This window comes from Variovorax paradoxus NBRC 15149 (genome assembly GCF_001591365.1).
Classification (GTDB): domain Bacteria; phylum Pseudomonadota; class Gammaproteobacteria; order Burkholderiales; family Burkholderiaceae_C; genus Variovorax; species Variovorax paradoxus.
Genome location: NZ_BCUT01000001.1, coordinates 1,882,115 through 1,900,848 on the forward strand (window position 1 = coordinate 1,882,115; position 18,734 = coordinate 1,900,848).

Here is an 18,734-nt window from a genome sequence, read left to right on the forward strand (position 1 = left end):
GTTTCATCGACTTTCTAGCGGAGGCCCGGACTCGTCCGGGCAGGAATACAAATGAAAGAACCCACCCTCATTCTTCCGACGGTCGACAGGTCGCTCGACGTGCTGACGCACCCGGTGCTGGACCCGCTGTTCTGGACGCCGCACCTGCTCGGCAAGGCCAGCGCCTGGTGGACCCACACACCGTTCGCGTTCTGGATCGTGGCGGCCTGCAAACCGGGCCTGCTGGTGGAACTGGGCACGCACAACGGCGTGTCGTACGCGGCGTTCTGCGAGGCCGTGGCGCGGCTCAAGTCGGCCACGCGCTGCTACGCGGTGGACACCTGGGCCGGAGACGAGCATGCGGGGCATTTCGACGCGCAGGTCTACCACGAGCTTCGCGACTTCCACGACAAGCACTTCAGCGCCTTCTCCGAGCTCCTCAAGTCGACCTTCGACGACGCGCTGCCGTACTTTGCCGACGGCTCCATCGACCTGCTGCACATCGACGGCTTCCACACCTACGAGGCGGTCAAGCACGACTTCGAGACCTGGCTTCCCAAGCTGTCGGACAAGGCCGTGGTGCTGTTCCACGACACCAACGTGCGCAGCGGCAATTTCGGCGTCTTCCGGTTCTTTGCCGAGCAGGCGCGCCACTATCCCTCGTTCGAGTTCCTGCACGGCCACGGGCTTGGCGTGCTGGCCGTGGGCGACCGCGCGCCCGCCGCCGCCATGGCGCTGTGCAACCTCGAACCCGAGCGCGCCGATGCCGCCAGGGCGCGCTTCGCGCACCTGGGAACGCGCTGGTTCGTGACCACGCGCGAACAGCTCGGCTCGGCCGAACTGCATCAGCGCATCCACGAGGCCAATGCCCTGCGCGCGCCGGTGGAAGCAGAGCTGGCCCAGGTGGCGGCCGCCCGCGCGGCCGAGGCCGAGGCCCGCGCCCGCGCCGAAGGCCAGCTGGACGCCCTGTCCCACGAGGTGGCCGAGAAGGCCGCCCAGCTGGAAGACCTGAACAGGCAGGCCGGCGATGCGCAGGCGAAGGCCGCCCAGGCCGAAGCCGCCGCGCGCGCAACCGGCTTCGCCCACGAGCAGGCGAACCGGCGTGTGGCGGAGCTGCGGAATGTCGTGGCGCAGTTGGCCACCGACCTGAACAAGACCCGCGACGACCTGAACGAGACCAGCGAAGCCAAGAGCCTGCAGCAGCGCACCGCGCTGGCCTGGAAGAACCTTGCCGACCGCAAGGAAGACCGGGTCGAATCGCTGATGGAGCGCTTCACGCGCCTGCGGGTCGATCCGTCCCTGAGCGTCAAGGCCAAGCTGCGCAGGCGCCTGCGGCTGCTTGCCCGGCGCCTTGCCGGCAAGCCGGTGGACCTGGGGGCGGTGGAGATCGTCCGGTTCTCGCCCTACTTCGATCGCGAGTGGTACCTGAAGACCTACCCCGACGTGGCATCGGCCGGCACGGACCCCGCGGAGCACTACGTCACCCACGGCGCGGCCGAAGGGCGCCAACCCGGCCCATGGTTCTCGGGCACCGAATACGCGGCGCGCTACGGGGACGCGGCGGGCTTCAATCCGCTGATTCACTACACGCTGGTGGGTGCGCGAGAAGGCCGGCGCGCCGGCCTGCTCGGCAGCGACGACACCGAGCCGCCCCCCATTCCTCCCTTGCCCAGCCGGGTGTTCTCGATCTTCTACGTTTCGGGCGAGGCGGACACGCCCGGCCACCTGTACCGTGTCGCGCGCTATATCGAGGCGGCGCGGATGAACGGCGTGCCGGCGGAATGGGTCCGGCAGGAAGAGCTGGAGGCGCGGCTCGAGCTGACCTCACGGCACGACGTGATGATTCTCTGGCGCACCCAGTGGAGCCCGGTGCTCGAAAAAGCCATCGGGCTGATGCATGCGCAAGGCAAGAAGGTGGTGTTCGACATCGACGACCTGATGATCGAACCCGACCTGGCCGACACCAAGGTGATCGACGGCATCCGCTCCAACGCCCATCCGGAAGCCGCGGTGCGCGAGCTCTTCGCGAGCGTGCGCCGCGCCATGCTCGCGGCCGACGTCTGCATTGCCAGCACCCAGGAGCTGGCCTACCACATGCGCTGGGCGGGCAAGTCCACCCATGTGCTGTTCAACGGCTTCGACGACCAGACCTTCGAGCTCTCCAGGCGCAGCGCCCGGCAGTGGCGCAGCGCGCGGACCGACAAGCTGGTGCGCATCGGCTATGCCGGCGGATCGCGGACGCACCAGCGCGACCTGGGCCTGGCCATCGAGGCGATTGCGCGCGTGCTGCGCGAGAACGAGCTGTGCCGGCTGGTGCTCTTCCAGACCGAATCGGGCATGCGCCTGGTCGACGTGGAGGAATACCCGGTGATGGCCGGCCTGGCGCACCGCATCGAATGGCGGCCCTTCCAGACCCTGGAGACGCTGCCGCGCGAAATTGCGCGCTTCGACATCAACATCGCGCCGCTGGAATTCGGCAACCCCTTCTGCGAGGCCAAGAGCGAACTGAAGTTCTTCGAGGCCGCGCTGGTCGACGTGCCGACCATCGCATCGCCGACCGGCCCGTTCACGCGGGCCATCGAGCACGGCGTGTCGGGCTTCCTGGCCGCGAGCGCCGACGACTGGTACCACCATCTGTCGACCCTGGCGTCGGATCCGGCGCTGAGGGCCAGCGTCGGCTCGGCCGCGTTCCTGCGCGCGATGGCCTCGTACGGGCCGCTGCAGCGGGCCACGCAGTTCGGCCGCGTGCTCGACCAGCTGCAAGGCGATGCGCTGGCCGCGCGGGCCTTTGCGCTCGATGCGCGCGTGCGCGCGGCGCCGATTCCGCGGCCCCAGCTGATGCCGCTGGAAGTGCTGTTCGAGCACCGGGCCGACGAGGCCGAGCTTGCGGACGTCACGGTCGCCATTCCGCTCTACAACTACGAGCAGTTCATCGTCGAGGCGCTGGAATCCGTGCGCGCCCAGACGCTGGCGGTGCTGGACCTGGTGGTGGTGGACGACTGTTCGACCGACGGCTCGCTGGACGCCGTGCTGGCATGGGCCCGGCAGCACGCCAGGCGCTTCAACCGCGTGGTGGTCGCGCGGCATGAGGCCAACAGCGGCCTGGGCCTCACGCGCAATGCGGGCTTCCACCTCGCGGACAGTCCCTACGTGCTGCCGCTGGATGCCGACAACCGGCTGCGCCCGAAATGCTGCGAAGAGCTGCGCCGCGCCATCCGCGCCGAGCGCGTGGCCTTCGCCTACCCGACCATCCAGCACTTCGGCGCCTCCAGCGCGCTGCTCGGCGATGCCTCCTACGAGCCGCAGCGCTTCGTGGCCGGCAACTACATCGACGCGATGGCGCTGGTCTCGAAGGAGGCGTGGGCGATCGTCGGCGGCTACAACCACGTTCGCCACGGCTGGGAGGACTTCGACTTCTGGTGCCGGCTCGCGGAGCAGGGCCAGCGCGGCGTGCGGGAGCCGCAAACGCTCGCGGACTACCGCGTGCATGCGAGCTCGATGCTCAGGGCCGAGACCACGGTCCCGCAGAATTACCAGCGGCTGATCGAGAACTTCAAGGCTCAGCATCCCTGGGTGTCGCTCATTGACGAGCGGCTCGCGCGCAAGCCGCCGGCGCTGCAGGTGGCGCTGAGCGACGGCGGCGCGAAGTCGCGGCTCCAGGCACTGCTGCCGATTCTTCGCTGCCCGAAGACCGGGCTCAAGCTGACGGCCGACGCGGCAAGCGGCGCACTGGCGACCGTGGACGGCTGGCGGCGCTGGCCCGTCGTCCAGGGCCGGCCGGTTCTTTGCGAGGACATCGGCGAGCCCGAGGTCAAGCCCGCCGAGCACGTCAGCAACCCGCTGCCGCCCGAGGCCCTGAAGCTCGCCAAGAGCACCAAGGGCTGGGTGCTGAATCTCAGCGGCGGAGGCTCGCAGGAAAAGATCGAGAACGTGGTCGAGGTCGAATACTGTCTGTTCAGGCACACCGACGTGGTCGCCGACGCCCACGTGCTGCCGTTCGACGATGCGGTCTTCGACGCCGTGATCGTCATGAACGCCTTCGAGCACTACCGCGAACCGCAGAAGGTGGCGGCGGAGCTCCTGCGGGTGCTCAAGCCCGGTGGCCGCATCCTGGTGCGCACCGCCTTCATGCAGCCGCTGCACGAGCGGCCCTGGCATTTCTTCAACTGCACCCGCTACGGGCTGGAGCAGTGGTTCCGCGAGTTCGAGGCCGAGCGCGTGCGGGTGTCGGAGAATTTCGCGCCGAACCACTCCGTCAGCTGGCTGGCGTCGGAGTGCGAGCAGGCGCTGCGCGCCAACGTGTCCGACGAAGCCGCGGAGCGCTTCCGGGAGTCCTCCACGGGCGATCTGGTGGACCTGTGGCGCGACCCCTCGCTGCGCGACACGCCGCTGTGGACCGATTTCGAGAAGCTGCCGCAGTCGGTGCAGGAGGTTGGCGCCGCGGGCTTCGAGTTCCTGGGCCGGAAACCCGCGGGGGCCAGGGTCAGCGCGAACGGCTGCTGAGGCGGCTGGGGCCTCAGCGTGCGCGGATCATCGTGCCGTAGGCCTGGTCGGTCAGGATCTCGAGCAGCATGGCGTGCGGCACGCGGCCGTCGATGATGTGCACCGCGTTCACGCCGCTCTTGGCCGCATCGAGCGCGCCCTCGATCTTGGGCAGCATGCCGCCCGAGATGGTGCCGTCGGCAAACAGGTCGTCGATCTCGCGCGCGCTCAGGTTGGTGAGCAGATTGCCGTCCTTGTCGAGCACGCCGGGCGTGTTGGTCAGGAGCATGAGCTTCTCGGCCTTGAGCACGGTGGCGAGCTTGCCGGCCACTACATCGGCGTTGATGTTGTAGCTCTCGTTCTCCTCGCCGAAGCCGATCGGGCTGACCACGGGAATGAAGGCGTCGTCCTGCAGCGCCTTGACCACGCTGGGGTCGATGGAGACGATGTCGCCCACCTGGCCCACGTCGTGGTGCAGGTTGGGGTCGGCGCGGTCCGCCATCTTGAGCTTCTGCGCGCGGATCATCCCGCCGTCGCGCCCGGTCAGGCCCACGGCCTTGCCGCCGGCCTGGTTGATCAGGCCCACGATGTCCTGCTGCACCTCGCCGGCCAGCACCCATTCGACCACCTCCATGGTCTCGGCGTCGGTCACGCGCATGCCCTGGATGAAGCTGCCCTTCTTGCCCAGGCGGTTGAGCGCCGCCTCGATCTGCGGGCCGCCGCCATGCACCACCACCGGGTTCATGCCGACCAGCTTGAGCAGCACCACGTCTTCCGCGAAGTCGGCCTGCAGGGCCGGATCGGTCATGGCATTGCCGCCGTACTTGATGACGATGGTCTTGCCGTGGAACTTGCGGATGTACGGCAGCGCCTGGGCCAGGATCTCGGCCTTGTCGCGCGGGGGAATGTTGAGGACGGGATCGGTCATGGGCGGGCAGGCTCCAAAACGGTGGGGACGATGGAAAGAATGAATTCTTGCAGCAGGGAAGCCGTCACGGACGCAGCCAGCGCGGCACCTTGAATCGCACGATCATCAGGTAGGCGCCCACGTAGGTCGTGACGAACAGCAGGCAGAACAGCATCAGCACGATGGTGTTGTTCCAGAACAGCACCGCCGGCACCACCGACAGCGCGGCGAACATCCAGAGGTAGGGCGAGGTCCGGTTGTTGCGGGCGAGCAGTTGGCGCGCCTCGTCGTCCGCGAAGGCCACGCGCACGATGCGCCGGAAGATCAGCTGGTGGAAGTGCAGCGCATCGGCGGTGCCGGGCGACTGCCCGCGCGCGAGCTTGCGATAGATGGAGAACAGCGTCTCCCACACCGGGTAGATCAGCAGCAGCATCGGAAACCACGGCGAGACGACGCGGTGCCGCTGCACCAGCGTCACGCAGGCCAGGGCAATCACCATGCCCCAGACGTAGGCGCCGCCGTCGCCGGCAAAGATCTTGCCGCGCGGATAGTTCCAGATCAGGAAGCCGATGGTGGCACCGACCAGGCAAACCATCATGGCCGCGAGCTGGCGGTCGCCCACCTGCAGCGCCACGTGCGAAACGGCCAGGCACACCAGCACTGCCACCGTGCCGGCCAGCCCGTTGTAGCCGTCGATGATGTTGAAGGCATGCGGCAGCCCGCCGATGGCCAGGGCCGCGAACAGCACGGCGCCGTACGGCACCAGGGCCAGCCAGCCGTCGACCGCCTCGATGCCGGTGCGCGACAGGCCCAGGCCCAGCACCCAGCACGCGAGCAGCGCGGAGCCGATGGTGAGCGCGAGCCTGTAGCGCACCTTGACGTTCTGCGTCACGTCTTCGACGATGCCGCCGAGGACTGCCGGCGCAATGCACAGCAGCGTAAGCATCGAGGTCTTGAGCGGCCAGGACACGTTGAACGGGTCGGTGCCGGTGATGCCGGAGGCCAGCCAGGCCGCGCCCATGCCCAGCAGGATGCCCGCTCCCCCGAGCCGCGGCACGTGGCCCTTGTGGAAGCGCTGGGGCATGTCGGCGCCATAGAGCCGGGCGTGCCTGCGCGCGCGGCGCATGAACACCTGGACCCCGAAGGCCGAGACGAAGAAACTGATGACGATCAGAGCAATCATGTGTGGGTGTTGGGGAACCCTAGAATTCCCGAGCGAAATTAGACCATGCCAGCGCCCCCTTCCCCTTCTTCCCCCCCGATCACCATTTCGATCGTCAGCCACGGCCAGCTCGCGCTGGTGCGCCCGCTGCTCGAGCAGCTGGACCGTTTCTGCCGCAGCTCGACCGCCAAGGTGGTGCTCACGCTGAACATCCCCGAACCCGACGTGCTGGCCGGCCTGGAATGGGGTTTTGCGGTCGAGCGGATCGAAAACACGAGCCCCAAGGGCTTTGGCGCCAACCACAACCAGGCCTTCGGGCACTGCGGCACGCCCTGGTTCCTGGTCCTCAACCCCGACATCCGCCTGGACGGCGACGTGCTGGCGCCGCTGGTCGCGCAGGCCGCGCCCGACGCCGGCCTGCTGACGCCGCGCATCCTCGAGCCCGGCCACAGCGCGCCCGAGCAGCACCGCGCCGTCATCACGCCGCTCGAGATCCTCACGCGGCGCAAGCCGGGGTATGTGCGCCCGGCGGTGCCGGACTGGATTCCGGGCCTGTTCATGCTGTTCCGCAGCCAGGCCTACCGCCAGATCGGGGGCTTCGACGAGCGCTTCTTCATGTACGGCGAAGACTTCGACATCTGCGCCCGGACCCAGCTGGCGGGCTGGAAGCTGCAGGTGGGCGAAGACCTGCTCGCGCGCCACGAGGCCCAGCGCGCCAGCCGCAGCAGCAGGAAGCACCTTTACTGGCACGTGACCAGCCTGCTCAAGGTGTGGACCTCGGGCGCGTTCTGGCGCTACCTGCGGACCCGCTCCCGCGGGACCTGAAAAAAGCCGCTCCCGCGTTTGCGCAGACAATCCGGGGCCGGGAAGCCAGCAGAGACCGCAGGCGCCGTCCCCTCCCAACCACGACGATGACGACCACGAGCAGCCCGACAGCCCCGCAGGAACACGCCCACCTGCTTCATCCCAAGTACCGACCCGACATCGACGGCCTGCGCGCCGTCGCCGTGCTTTCGGTGCTCGGCTACCACGCGTTCCCGCAGTGGATCAAGGGCGGCTTCATCGGGGTCGACATCTTCTTCGTCATCTCGGGCTTCCTGATCACCACGATCATCCTGGGCAGCTTCGAGGGCGACGGGTTCAGCTACCGCGAGTTCTACGCGCGCCGCGTGAAGCGCATCTTTCCGGCGCTGGTGCTGGTGCTGGCCGCGACCTTCGCCTTCGGCTGGTGGGCGCTGCTGCCGCACGAGTGGGAGCAGCTCGGCAAGCACGTGGCGGCGGGCGCCGGCTTCGTCTCGAACTTCGCCTTCTGGAGCGAGGCCGGCTACTTCGACAACGCGGCCGAGACCAAGCCGCTGCTGCATCTGTGGTCGCTGGCCATCGAGGAGCAGTTCTACATCTTCTGGCCCGTGCTGCTGGGCCTGGCATGGAAGCGCAAGTGGCGCGTGCTCACGGTGGTGGGCGCGGTGGCGGCCCTGTCGTTCCTGCTCAACGTCGCGACCATCCACAGCCACCGGGAGGCCGCGTTCTATTCGCCGTTGTCGCGCTTCTGGGAGCTGATGATCGGCGGCATGCTGGCGTACATGCGGCTGCACCGTCCGCTGCCCAAGCCGGGCTGGGGCCGCCATGCGCAGTCGATTGCCGGTCTGGTGCTGATCGGCCTGGGCCTTGCATTCATCCGCGGCGGCAAGGCGTTTCCGGGGTTCTGGGCCATCCTGCCCACGCTGGGCGCCTTCTATTGCATTGCGGCCGGCCCGACCGGCGTGCTCAACCGCTACGTGCTCGCCTCCAGGCCGATGGTGTGGGTCGGCCTCATCAGCTATCCGCTGTACCTGTGGCACTGGCCGCTGCTGGTCTACGCGCGCATCGTCGAGGGCGAACTGCCCTCCAACGGCCTGCGCGCGCTGATGCTGCTGGCGGCCGTCGTGCTGGCCTGGCTGACCTACCGCTTTGTCGAGCGCGGCACGCGCCGCAGCGAGAGCAACACCGTGATCTCCGTGCTGGTGGCGCTGATGGTGGGCTTCGTGGTGCTGGGCACGCTGGCGGCCACGCGCTACTACGTCGGGCGGCACAGCGACCCCTACTTCAACAAGACGGCCGCGGCTGCCAAGGACTGGGGCTACCCGGACGGGCTCAGCCCGATCAAGGTCGATGGCGAGGTGCTCCAGCAGATCGGCCACGGCAAGCGCCGCGTGCTGCTGTTCGGCGACAGCCACATCGAGCAATACGGCCCGCGCGCCGTGGAGCTGAACAAGATCGCGCCCGACACCCTCGATTCGCTCTCCTTCGCCACCTGGGGCGCCTGCCCGCCCATTCCCAACGTGGTCGACGAAAAGAACAACCTCTGCGGCGAACGCCGCGACGGCGCCATGCGCCTGGCCATCAGCGACAAGTTCGACGCAGTGGTGTTCGGCGGCTGCTGGAACTGCTACTTCTCGGAAACCGGCAAGCCCAACGCCGCCAACGCCGAGGCCGACCGCTACTACTACTCCGACGGCAAGACCAAGCACCGCTTCATGGGCGGCGGCGGCGTGGACCTGGCGCTCAACATGCTGGAGGCGGTGATGACGAATCTTGCGAAACACAAGCAGGTTTATCTGGTGCTGGACAACCCGGTGGGGGAGGGGTATGGGCCCGAGGAGTTCGTGAAGGGAGGGCGGCTCGGCAACATGAGCGTGGCGCCGATGTCGCCCACGACGGAATGGGTTTCAGCGCAAAGGGCCCTCCACGAGCGCATGCGCCAGATCGCGATCCGAAGCGGCGCCATCGTGATCGACCCCATTCCGACGCTTTGCAAGGGCACCCAGTGCACCCGGGCGGACGCCGACGCCACGCCCATCTACAAGGACGCGGGGCACTTGCGGGCCGAGTACGTGCGCAAGTTCGCAACGTACATCGACGTGGCGATGAGTACGCAGAAGCAGCAGCAAACACCCGCAACCGTGCCGGTCACGGGGCGCTAGCTAGAACTCAGGAATAGAGCCTCCGCAGACTGCGCACACCCGGCAGCCGCGTGATCGCCCCGACCAAGCGCACCATGCCGGGCGAGCTGTGCTTCAGCAGAAACAGCGTGGTCCGCAGGCGCAGCTTCTTCTTGCGGCCGACATAGGGGTTGGCCAGCACCATCGCGCCGTACTCGAAGAGGATCGCGGTCATTTCCTCGCGATACTGGTCGTCATTCTTGATCGACTCGATCGCATGGTTGACGAAGTAGGGCTGAAACCGGGGCACGAGGCAATCGCGGAAGTAGTAGCGACCGCGCTGGTGCTCGTCGGGAAACATCTGCACCAGCTTCTTGAAGTACTTGAAGCGGCTGCGGATCATGCGAATGCCGAACGAGGTGCTTGCCGTATGGATGCACCACACCGTCACGGCCTTGTCGACAAAGTAGTTGCTGTAGCCCTTGCGGAACACGCGCAGGAAGAGGTCATCGTCCTCGAAGCCCATGAACTGCGAGTCGAACCCGCCCACGGCCTCGAAGGCCTTGCGGCTGATCAGCGTGGCCGATGGCAGCACGAACATGTCGTGCCGCAGCAGATCGTTGATGTTTCGCTTGGGATGCGTCGCATGCTCCTTCACAACGCCGGTGCGGATCACGTTTCCATCGGCGTCGGCTTCGTACAGGTCAGCATAGACAAAGCCGAACAGGCGATCGTCCTGCGGGATCGAAGACGCCAGCGTCTCGATGTGGTTGGGCAGGTAAAAGTCGTCCTGGTCCAGAAAGCAGATGAAGTCGGAAATGGAGGCTGCCACTCCGGCGTTGCGTGCGGAGCCTTGTCCTCCATTCTCCTTGTCGAGAATGCGGAAGGGATAGCGCTCCGCAAGCCCGTCGAGCGCCGCGCGCTCCTCCGGCCGCGAGCCATCGTTCACCACAATCACCTCGGCTGCGGGCACCGATTGCTCGAACACGCTGCGCACCGAGCGCTCGATGAAATCGGCGCCGTTATAGAACGGGATGATCACCACCACGCTGGGCCACAGGGGCATGGAGTCGATGGCGGGCACGGCGGGGGCGTTCGTTGGGATCATTGTTTTTTGGCTTGGCTCTGTTGGGGCGAGCCTACACAGATTCGAAAAGGTCGCGAACCACGCCGCGTACACCGCGGCCGAACTTGTCGTAGCGGCCTGTCATGGCTTCGCGAAAGATGGGAATGCACCGCGCCAGCCGGGACGCGGGCAATGCGGCTCGAAAACGCTGATGCTCGATCTTGCTGCGGACCTTGGCAATGATCTCGGGCGAGACGCGGTCGCCGATCTGCAGAAGACGCTCCAGGAGAAGCTCGGCCTTGATGGCGCGCTCGACGTGCGTATTTCCCCGCGATGCAAGCGCCTTGCGGATCTTCTCGACGAAAGTGTCGCGCCGCGCGCCAATCTGGTTGGACTCATGCTGGCGATAGTCGATGAGCGGCTTCTCCAGAAAATCGACACGCCCTACCGCCGACGCCACGATGCCCAGCCACTCGTCGTGGACCCATTCAACGGGCAGCGGCAAGGCGTCTGCAAGCAGCGACCGGCGAAACACCGTGGTCGCACCGGTGACGAGATTCCGGCGAAGAAACACGTCGAAAGCACGGCCCCCATGGATACGCTCGATTTCGGACGGGGTGACCTCGAGCGCGTGGAACAGGGACTGTTTGAGGTCGTTCCCACCCGCATCGACAAGGCGCGCGTCGGTGTGCAGCAGCAGCAGATCGTCATCTTGCTGAAAGCGCGCCACCATCTGCGCAAGCCGATCGGGCGCCCACACATCGTCCTGGTCGCTCAGCGCAATCAGCTCGCAGGTGCACGCACTGATGGCCTGCTCGAAATTCTTGACGACCCGCAAGGGGGTGGCGTTTTCCAGCACCCGTAGCGCCACCGGAGACCCGGGCCGTTCGGCGGCGCATTCGGCCACCGTAGCGCGAACCACCGCCACCGAGTCATCGCGGGAGGCGTCGTCCGAGAGCACGATCTCGACCGGCGGAAGAGTTTGCAGGCAGATGCTGCGCACCTGCTCGCGCAGGAAGCGAGCACCGTTGTGTGTGCAGAGCGCGACGGAGACTTCGAGGGGACGGGCGGTGTTCATAGGGACGTACGCGGCGGCCACGCAAGATCGAAATCTTCGCTATCGAGCGTCAGGTTGGGGTTGTAGGCTGGATCGTGCGCGATGAGCTTGCCCCAGCGGTCCTGCATGACCGCCGCCTCGGCCGCCAGCCGATTCCGCGACTCGGCCGCCACCTCGAGCCCGCGCGTGGCAGATTCATGATGCAGCAGTTCGGCCCAGGGCGTCCAGACGTTGCGGAATCCGGCTTCGCGCAAGCGCAGGCAGAAATCGACGTCGTTGTAGGCAACGCCAAGATGCGCCTCGTCGAGGCCGCCGACTTGCTCGTAAAGCGCCTTGCGCACAACCAAGCAGGCCGCAGTCACGGCGCTGAAAGACTGCGCAAGCTGTGCACGTCCGCCATGGCCGAGGTCCGAACGCGCCAGGTGCTTGTGTGCGTGGCCTGCGATACCACCTACGCCGAGAATCACGCCCCCGTGCTGGACAGTCGTGTCGGGATAAAGCAGCTTCGCGCCAACAGCGCCCACCCCTGGCTGCAAGGCAATCGACACCATCTCCGCGAGCCAGTCGGGCGAGACGACCTCGATGTCATTGTTGAGCAGCGCAACAAGCTCGCCCTGCGCCCTTGCAACCGCCGCATTGTTCAGCGCCGAGTAGTTGAACGGACGCTCGTCGCGGATGACCGTGATGCCCTGCTGTGCATCAAGCGCGGCAAAGTAGGCAAGCGCTTCAGGGTCGTCCGATCCGTTGTCTACCAGCAGGATTTCGTAGTTCGGATAGTCCGTCTCGAGCACGATGCTCTCGATGCACTGCTGCACCAGCGGCAATGCGTTGCGCGTCGGGATGATGAGTGAAACCAGCGGCGGCGAAGAGGGCAACGCATAGTGGGTGCGATAGCCAAACTGCGTGGCCTCGGCCCTGGCTGCGGTGCCGACTCGCTCGAAATGGGCATTCAGCACGGCGACACCCGCCGGACGGCCACCGGGCTCGGCCTCGGAAGCATGGCGATGAGCGAGCACGTGTGGAATGTGGCGTATCTGCTCACTGCCAACACGCTCCACGCAGCGCAGCGCGAGGTCATAGCCCTGTTCGGGCGGCGCCAACTCTGCACGAAGTCCGCCGACTTCATCGAACAGGCCGGCCTCCATGGCAACCCATGAGGAAAAGAGATTGCGGCCGAGGAAAAGGTCCTGATTCCAGTCGGGCTTGAAAAATGGACGGATGCGCTTTCCGTCTGCACCCAGCTCGTCTTCGTCGGCATAGATCAAGCGGGCGTCGGGGTGCGCAACAACCTGGTGGGCAATAGCCCACAGCGCGTGCGGCGGCAGCGTGCAGCCCGGTTCGATCCAGATGACCCAGTCGGCGGAAGCCGCAGCCCTGAAGTCGCTGCGCAATGATCCGGCCGGCTGCCTCGTCCATTCGCTGTACCACTGTGCGTCAAGTGAGCCTGCGCCCAATTCACCTGCGGGCATCAGCAGCAAACGCGGACGCTTCGGCCAGGCATCGACTTCCCGGCGCTTGCGATCGTGGCCGGCCGTATCGCGCCCGTCGTAACGCTCGACCCAATCGGTGTAGTCTCCGCGTTCCTCAACCTGCGGCAAGGACACACCCCGCACGACGCGTTGAATATGCCGGCTCGCCCAGCGCAGCGGCGCTGTGATACGCCAACTGGTCGACCGCTGCATCCCCAGGATCTGCGCTTCCAAGGACTTCGACTCGTGCTCGAGCAATGCGATCTGGCGCTGAAGCTGCGCACTGCTCAAGCCGCCCTCGAGCCCGCGTCGCCGGATATGGGGCTGCGCGGCTGGCAGCGTGGGCTTACTGAACATTGCTCGAGGTCATCACGAAAGAAAGCGGCTTCCACTGGTTACCGGCCCCGGAAACTGGAGCCGGTAAAATTATCCTCTTCTTCACACACCTATAAAAAATGCGCGTCCTTTCAGTTGTGCTCTCGGGGGGGGCCGGTTCCCGGCTTTGGCCAGCATCGCGGCAGGCTTTTCCCAAGCCTTTCATGAAGCTTGGGGAATCGACCTTGCTGCAGCAGGCCATCGAGCGCGGCCAGGCTTGCGGAACCGGCGATCTCATGATCGTCACCAACAAGGACCATGTGTTCCTCACGAAGGACGTGCTGGGCCAGATGGTAGACCCGCCCCAAACGACGCTGCTGCTCGAGCCCAAGGGCCGGAACACGGGTCCGGCCATCGCCCTTGCGGCGTTGCAGTGCATCCGCCAATACAGCGGCGACACGGTCATGCTGGTGCTCTCTGCCGACCACCTGGTACCGGACGTCGAGGCTTTCGTGGCCAGTGCGCAGCAGGCATTCCGTCTCGCAACACAGGGCGCCCTGGTGGTCTTCGGGATCAACCCGACCAGCCCGGACACCGGCTTCGGCTATGTCGAAGTTGCCAAGGTTTCGCGAGAAGCGCAGCCGGTCAAACGCTTCGTGGAAAAGCCCGATCTCGAGACCGCGCAGGAATATCTGGCCACCGGCCGCTATTACTGGAACAGCGGAATGTTCTGCTTCACGGCCGATGCCATCGTTGCGGCCTTCGAAAAGTATGCGCCCGAGCTTTTGGCGGCGGCGCGCAAGACGCTCGACTCGGCACAGGAAGCCAACGGCGCCATGCAGTTCGACCTGCACTCCTTCGGGCTTCAGCCGGACATCAGCATTGACTATGCCGTCATGGAAGCGGCAGACAACGTTCATGTGGTACCGGCCAAATTCGGTTGGAGCGACGTGGGCTCCTGGCCGGCAGTTGCCAGCGCGCATACCCCTGATGCGAGCGGCAACACCATGCCTTCGGACGCCGTTGCAATCGACACCACGGGAACCCACGTGCAGGTCGACAGCCACGGTCCCAAGCTGGTCGCGACCTTGGGCGTGCACGACCTCGTGATTGTCGACACACCTGATGCACTGCTGGTCGCCCATAAAGGCAGCGCCCAGCAAGTCAAGAAAGTCGTCGACATCCTCAAGGAGCGCAAGCACGAAGCCGTCACCCTGCCTGCAGTGGTCCATCGCCCATGGGGGACTTATGCTGCCTTGAAGGAAGAGGACAGCTATAAAGTGAAGCGCATTACCGTGAAACCCGGTGAATCGCTGTCATTGCAGTATCACCATCAGCGCGCAGAACACTGGGTTGTGGTTCAGGGGCGCGGTATCGTGCAGATCGGCGAAGTGGAGCATGAGACCCTTCCCGGCCAGTACCGCTATATTCCATTGAGAGAAAAACACCGCTTGACCAATACAGGCCAAGAAGAGCTGGTACTCATCGAAGTCCAGTGTGGCGACTACCTTGGCGAAGACGACATCGTTCGTCTCGCAGACACCTACGGACGTGCATGAGTCAAGTTCATTCCAATCTTCATCGAAGCGCGCTTTCTGATTGGTGGGAGGGCACCCGCCGGACGGACATCTGGTGGACCCTGGCCTGGTTCGACATTGTTCTGCGCTATCGGCGCTCGATGCTGGGACCACTGTGGCTCACGCTGAGCATGGGCGCAATGATCGGCGGCATGGGCCCGCTGTACAGCTCGCTTTTTGGCACGGAGCTTTCCAAGTTCTTCCCGCATTTGGCTCTTGGGATCATCTTCTGGGGCTTCTTCTCCAGCGTGGTTACAGATGCCTGCAATGCCTTCGTCGGCTCATCGAACTACCTCAAGCAAGGCTACTTTCCGATCAGCCTCTTTGTCTGGCGCAGCATCGCACGCAACCTGATTCAGTTCGCGCACCAGATCGTGCTGTATATCCCGGTGGCGCTCTGGGCCGGCATTTCACTGTCATGGTCGGTACTGCTCGTGCTGCCGGCCTTTGCGATCCTGGTCATCAACGCGCATGCCCTTGGCCTGCTGCTCGGCCTGATCTGCACGCGCTACCGTGACGTGACCCAGATCGTGACCAGCGTGATGCAGATGCTGATGTTCCTGACGCCCGTTTTCTGGCTTCCCGAGAGCCTTCCGGGGCGCGCTCAATACATCCTGTGGAATCCTTTTGCGCAAATGCTGGACCTGCTGCGTACGCCTTTGATGGGCGGCGTCGCCGAGCTGCACAGTTGGCTGGGCATCCTCGCTTGGACGGTTGTATGCCTCGCGGCTTCCACGGTCCTGTTTTCGAAATATCGCCGCCGCGTCGTTTATTGGCTCTGATCCATGGCATTCATCTCCCTCAAAAATGTCGCCGTCAACTTCCCGATCTATGGAGCCGGTGCGGCGTCGCTCAAGAAGACGCTGGCTGCGTCAGTTACTGGTGGCCGCTTCGGCAAGGAAACCGGCGTCACGGTTGTGCAAGCGCTCAGCGACGTCAACATCGAACTCAAGAGCGGTGATCGGCTGGGCTTGGTGGGACACAACGGCGCGGGCAAGTCGACCCTGCTGCGTACCTTGGCCGGGGTCTACGAGCCATCCGCGGGCGAATTCACACGCCAAGGCACCGTAGCCAGCCTGATCGACCCTTCGCTGGGCATCGAGATGGACGCCACCGGCATCGAAAACATCATGCTGCGTGGCCTCGTCATGGGCATGAGCAAGAAGCAACTCGATAAGCTGACGCCAGAAATCTGCGAGTTCAGCGGCTTGGGTGAATACGTCAACATGCCGGTGCGCACCTACTCGACGGGCATGATGATGCGGCTGGCGTTCTCGATCTCGACCAGCGTTGAAGCAGACATCCTCCTCATGGATGAATGGCTGTCAGTGGGCGACGCCGAGTTCACAGAGAAAGCCGAGAAGCGCATGCGAGACGTGGTGGCAAAGTCCGGGATCCTGGTTTTGGCCTCCCACTCCCCAACGCTGATCGCCAAGGAATGCAATCGCGTGATCCACATGGAGCACGGACGTGTCGTTCAAGTAACCGATGACATGTCGAGCTTCATTTCCGAGAACGCTGCAGCGTCCTGATTTCCGCGAGTCGATCCGCCATACGACGGCCTGCGCTTTCCAGGGAAAGATTGATCTCGGCGCTCGACTTACCGCGCGCACCGATCTCCCGCGCATATTCAGGGTTGTCGTAAAGCTTGCGCATGAGCTGCGCGGCATGCTCGACCGAAGGCTCCGCCCATTCGAGTTCTGCATCGTAGGGGGGTATGGGCCTGCCGACCTTGACCCTCTCGTACGACACCAGAAGACTGTTGTCTTCGTCCATGAAATCCATATTGCCCGAGAAGCCTGTTGCGATCACAGGTTTGCCCATCAGCATCGCCTCCGCCATTGTCAAGCCGAGGCCCTCGCTGCGATGGAGAGAGACATAGGCATCGCAGGCGTGCATGAGCGACAGAACGTCGTCCGAGCTAAAAACCTCGTCGATGATCGTGATGCCGGGAAAATCGGCGGCCGCACCGCGCAGTTCCTGCAACTGCACCGGATGCCGATCGCCGAACGATGTCTTCAGGACAAGCGTGACAGGTTCATCGGCACGAAAAGCCATCTTGAATGCACGAATGAGACCCAGAGGGTTCTTGCGCTCCATAACGCTCACCATGTGAAAGGTGAACAGGAACGTGAAGCGCCCCGCAGCCAGATTGAAATATGCGCGATCGCGCCCTTGGAACGGCGCCAGCGTCACACCGGGAAAGAGTGTTCGTACCGGGATGGCCAAACGCTCGCGCAAGCCGCGCGCAATGAACTCGGTCGCCGTCCAGACTTCATCGACCTGTTCAGCATGGGCGCACCAACTCTCCGGTATTGAATCAAATTCCCAGTACCAATACGCGATGCGATAGGTGCGCGGCGTGCGCTCTGCGAGATCCGCTCTCGCGTAGACCTCAGCGAAGAAGGGCTCCGGTTGGACGTGAATAATCGTGATATCGCCTGATTCCAACCCATCGAAACGCACATGTTGAGGGTCGTCCCGCGCATCCGTCCTTACATCGCGAAGCGATGTCCGCAGGCCCGCGAGCCCTAGAGCCCCAACCATGGCCTCCACGGAAACACGCAGCCCTGAGGGGTAGCAGAAATGTCCAACAACATTGGCTGTTTCCTGTAGCACACGTGGAATCAGCGAGCCTTTGTCCAGGCCTGCACACCATGCGCGCGCCTCGGGTTCGATCTGCGCTTCCGCGTCAGATATGAGCCATTCGAGCAGTGCCCGCGCAGCTGTCGCGTTCGACAGTGCTTGGGGGTGGACAGTTTGCCAAGCGGTATGCGCCCAATACCCTGCACGAATCTGTAGTACCGGGTCGAGAAGATCGGAAGATGCGGCTACATCTTGCGGCGCGCTGCCCGCCCCATAGGTCTGGTTGATCCATTCCAAGAAGCGAGACCAGCCAAAAACAGTCAACGCATCAGGAAAACGCCGCTGCCAATCCGGCGTGAACAAGAAAGCCCGCACCAACTCGGCACGAGGGTTTCCCTCTGCTTGCAGGAACAACCACCAGACTTCTTCAAGGACAAGGCCATTCGACTCGAGTCCGTGCTGCATGAACCATCGAAAGAGGCTGCGTCGACCTGAAGGCAGCAAGCCGTGAGGCAAAACCGCTCTGATCTCGTCGCTGGCCAGAAAGGCCTGCCTTGCTCTGGCTGCAAAGTCATCGGAAAGAAGTGAAACCAGATGCTGACTGCTTTCCGGGGTCAGCCCCAGATCCCCCTGCCCGCCGTGCCCACGAAGCCAATCGGCAAGCCCGCCGCCATCCGGAGCAGAAAATGCTGCGGGAAAACGATTGCGAAGGTCCTGCCGTTGCCGAAACGTATCGATAAGAAAACGCGCAGCAGTATGTCGGTCTTCAATGGAGGTCACGGGGATCGGCTTCCAGGAAACCTGTTCTCGGGGCAACCCTGCCGCTTCAAGTACATCGTCGATGTTGTAGAGGTCGAGTCCAGAGACATCAACATCTCGGCCTCCGCTACGGAGCGCCTCCAACCTCGACCGCTCTCGGTCGATCAAGTGCACCAGCGCCTGAGTTTTCTTCTCTCGAGCCGCCCTTTCACGCAGAAACTGCAGTCGCTCCCGCATGCGCCAGGGCGTCATCAGCCAAAACGCAGCCTTGGGCACTCTGCGCGCCGCTCGGCGTAATGAATCAAGCCCTCGCATCGCAGTAAGGCACTTTCAAGGGCAAACGTAACATCATCTTGGTAGTTTTCTTGTATGACGCCATCATGCCAAGAATCGATCATCCCACCTTGTAAAATGTCAAGGGTTTCGCGAAAACATGCATTTCTCCCGGGAGGAC

The 18,734-nt window shown here is 64.5% G+C and carries 12 protein-coding genes; 6 read left to right on the forward strand and 6 right to left on the reverse strand.

The genetic code is table 11. The features are described from left to right. Window positions 1–51: 51 nt before the first annotated feature. Window positions 52–4,482, forward strand: coding sequence for a class I SAM-dependent methyltransferase (locus tag VPA02S_RS08900; RefSeq protein ID WP_062363385.1), 4,431 nt, complete (start codon window positions 52–54; stop codon window positions 4,480–4,482). Window positions 4,483–4,495: 13 nt separating this feature from the next. Here VPA02S_RS08900 and argB read toward each other — a convergent pair whose 3' ends face one another. After that, complete coding sequence (argB, locus tag VPA02S_RS08905) at window positions 4,496–5,389, reverse strand: acetylglutamate kinase (protein WP_012745926.1); 894 nt, start codon at window positions 5,387–5,389, stop codon at window positions 4,496–4,498. 64 nt (window positions 5,390–5,453) lie between these two features. Then, window positions 5,454–6,551, reverse strand: a complete 1,098-nt coding sequence (locus VPA02S_RS08910; protein ID WP_012745925.1) for a glycosyltransferase family 4 protein — start codon at window positions 6,549–6,551, stop codon at window positions 5,454–5,456. Between the two features lie 45 nt (window positions 6,552–6,596). Here VPA02S_RS08910 and VPA02S_RS08915 point away from each other — a divergent pair, with 45 nt between their 5' ends. After that, window positions 6,597–7,355: a glycosyltransferase family 2 protein gene (locus tag VPA02S_RS08915; RefSeq protein ID WP_018903744.1), complete on the forward strand. Its 759-nt coding sequence runs from the start codon at window positions 6,597–6,599 to the stop codon at window positions 7,353–7,355. 86 nt (window positions 7,356–7,441) lie between these two features. Further along, window positions 7,442–9,493, forward strand: a complete 2,052-nt coding sequence (locus VPA02S_RS08920; RefSeq protein WP_081247507.1) for an acyltransferase family protein — start codon at window positions 7,442–7,444, stop codon at window positions 9,491–9,493. A 7-nt stretch (window positions 9,494–9,500) separates the two neighbouring features. Here VPA02S_RS08920 and VPA02S_RS08925 read toward each other — a convergent pair whose 3' ends face one another. Genes VPA02S_RS08925 through VPA02S_RS08935 form a run of 3 tightly spaced genes read right to left on the reverse strand, consistent with a single transcriptional unit; the run spans window position 9,501 to window position 13,334 of the window. Then, the gene (locus VPA02S_RS08925) at window positions 9,501–10,631 is read right to left on the reverse strand and encodes a glycosyltransferase family 2 protein (protein WP_244883414.1); all 1,131 of its coding nucleotides are present in this window, start codon (window positions 10,629–10,631) and stop codon (window positions 9,501–9,503) included. Beyond that, the gene (locus VPA02S_RS08930) at window positions 10,591–11,595 is read right to left on the reverse strand and encodes a glycosyltransferase family 2 protein (protein ID WP_062363391.1); all 1,005 of its coding nucleotides are present in this window, start codon (window positions 11,593–11,595) and stop codon (window positions 10,591–10,593) included. The genes VPA02S_RS08925 and VPA02S_RS08930 overlap by 41 nt, the downstream gene beginning before the upstream one ends. Continuing rightward, window positions 11,592–13,334: a glycosyltransferase family 2 protein gene (locus VPA02S_RS08935; protein WP_218002172.1), complete on the reverse strand. Its 1,743-nt coding sequence runs from the start codon at window positions 13,332–13,334 to the stop codon at window positions 11,592–11,594. Before VPA02S_RS08935 ends, VPA02S_RS08930 begins: the two co-directional genes overlap by 4 nt. 164 nt (window positions 13,335–13,498) lie before the next feature. Between VPA02S_RS08935 and VPA02S_RS08940 the strand changes: the two genes are divergently transcribed. From VPA02S_RS08940 to VPA02S_RS08950, 3 genes are read left to right on the forward strand one after another with little or no spacing between them, the layout of a single operon-like run. After that, window positions 13,499–14,917, forward strand: coding sequence for a mannose-1-phosphate guanylyltransferase/mannose-6-phosphate isomerase (locus tag VPA02S_RS08940; RefSeq protein ID WP_062363396.1), 1,419 nt, complete (start codon window positions 13,499–13,501; stop codon window positions 14,915–14,917). Further along, window positions 14,914–15,717, forward strand: a complete 804-nt coding sequence (locus VPA02S_RS08945) for an ABC transporter permease (protein ID WP_062363399.1) — start codon at window positions 14,914–14,916, stop codon at window positions 15,715–15,717. The genes VPA02S_RS08940 and VPA02S_RS08945 overlap by 4 nt, the downstream gene beginning before the upstream one ends. Window positions 15,718–15,720: 3 nt before the next feature. Beyond that, entirely contained in the window at window positions 15,721–16,467 is a 747-nt protein-coding gene (locus VPA02S_RS08950) for an ABC transporter ATP-binding protein (protein WP_062363401.1), read from the forward strand. On the opposite strand, the gene VPA02S_RS08955 is transcribed toward VPA02S_RS08950, so the two are convergent. Then, window positions 16,439–18,532: a glycosyltransferase family 4 protein gene (locus tag VPA02S_RS08955; protein ID WP_244883416.1), complete on the reverse strand. Its 2,094-nt coding sequence runs from the start codon at window positions 18,530–18,532 to the stop codon at window positions 16,439–16,441. The two genes, VPA02S_RS08950 and VPA02S_RS08955, sit on opposite strands and share 29 nt — an antisense overlap. Window positions 18,533–18,734 lie beyond the last annotated feature (202 nt).

Bases quoted from the DNA above. Each gene is read 5' to 3' on its own strand.
- VPA02S_RS08900 (WP_062363385.1), top strand. From the start codon at position 52: ATGAAAGAACCCACCCTCATTCTTCCGACGGTCGACAGGTCGCTCGAC.
- argB (WP_012745926.1), bottom strand. From the start codon at position 5,389: ATGACCGATCCCGTCCTCAACATTCCCCCGCGCGACAAGGCCGAGATC.
- VPA02S_RS08910 (WP_012745925.1), bottom strand. From the start codon at position 6,551: ATGATTGCTCTGATCGTCATCAGTTTCTTCGTCTCGGCCTTCGGGGTC.
- VPA02S_RS08915 (WP_018903744.1), top strand. From the start codon at position 6,597: ATGCCAGCGCCCCCTTCCCCTTCTTCCCCCCCGATCACCATTTCGATC.
- VPA02S_RS08920 (WP_081247507.1), top strand. From the start codon at position 7,442: ATGACGACCACGAGCAGCCCGACAGCCCCGCAGGAACACGCCCACCTG.
- VPA02S_RS08930 (WP_062363391.1), bottom strand. From the start codon at position 11,595: ATGAACACCGCCCGTCCCCTCGAAGTCTCCGTCGCGCTCTGCACACAC.
- VPA02S_RS08940 (WP_062363396.1), top strand. From the start codon at position 13,499: ATGCGCGTCCTTTCAGTTGTGCTCTCGGGGGGGGCCGGTTCCCGGCTT.
- VPA02S_RS08945 (WP_062363399.1), top strand. From the start codon at position 14,914: ATGAGTCAAGTTCATTCCAATCTTCATCGAAGCGCGCTTTCTGATTGG.
- VPA02S_RS08950 (WP_062363401.1), top strand. From the start codon at position 15,721: ATGGCATTCATCTCCCTCAAAAATGTCGCCGTCAACTTCCCGATCTAT.
- VPA02S_RS08955 (WP_244883416.1), bottom strand. From the start codon at position 18,532: ATGACGCCCTGGCGCATGCGGGAGCGACTGCAGTTTCTGCGTGAAAGG.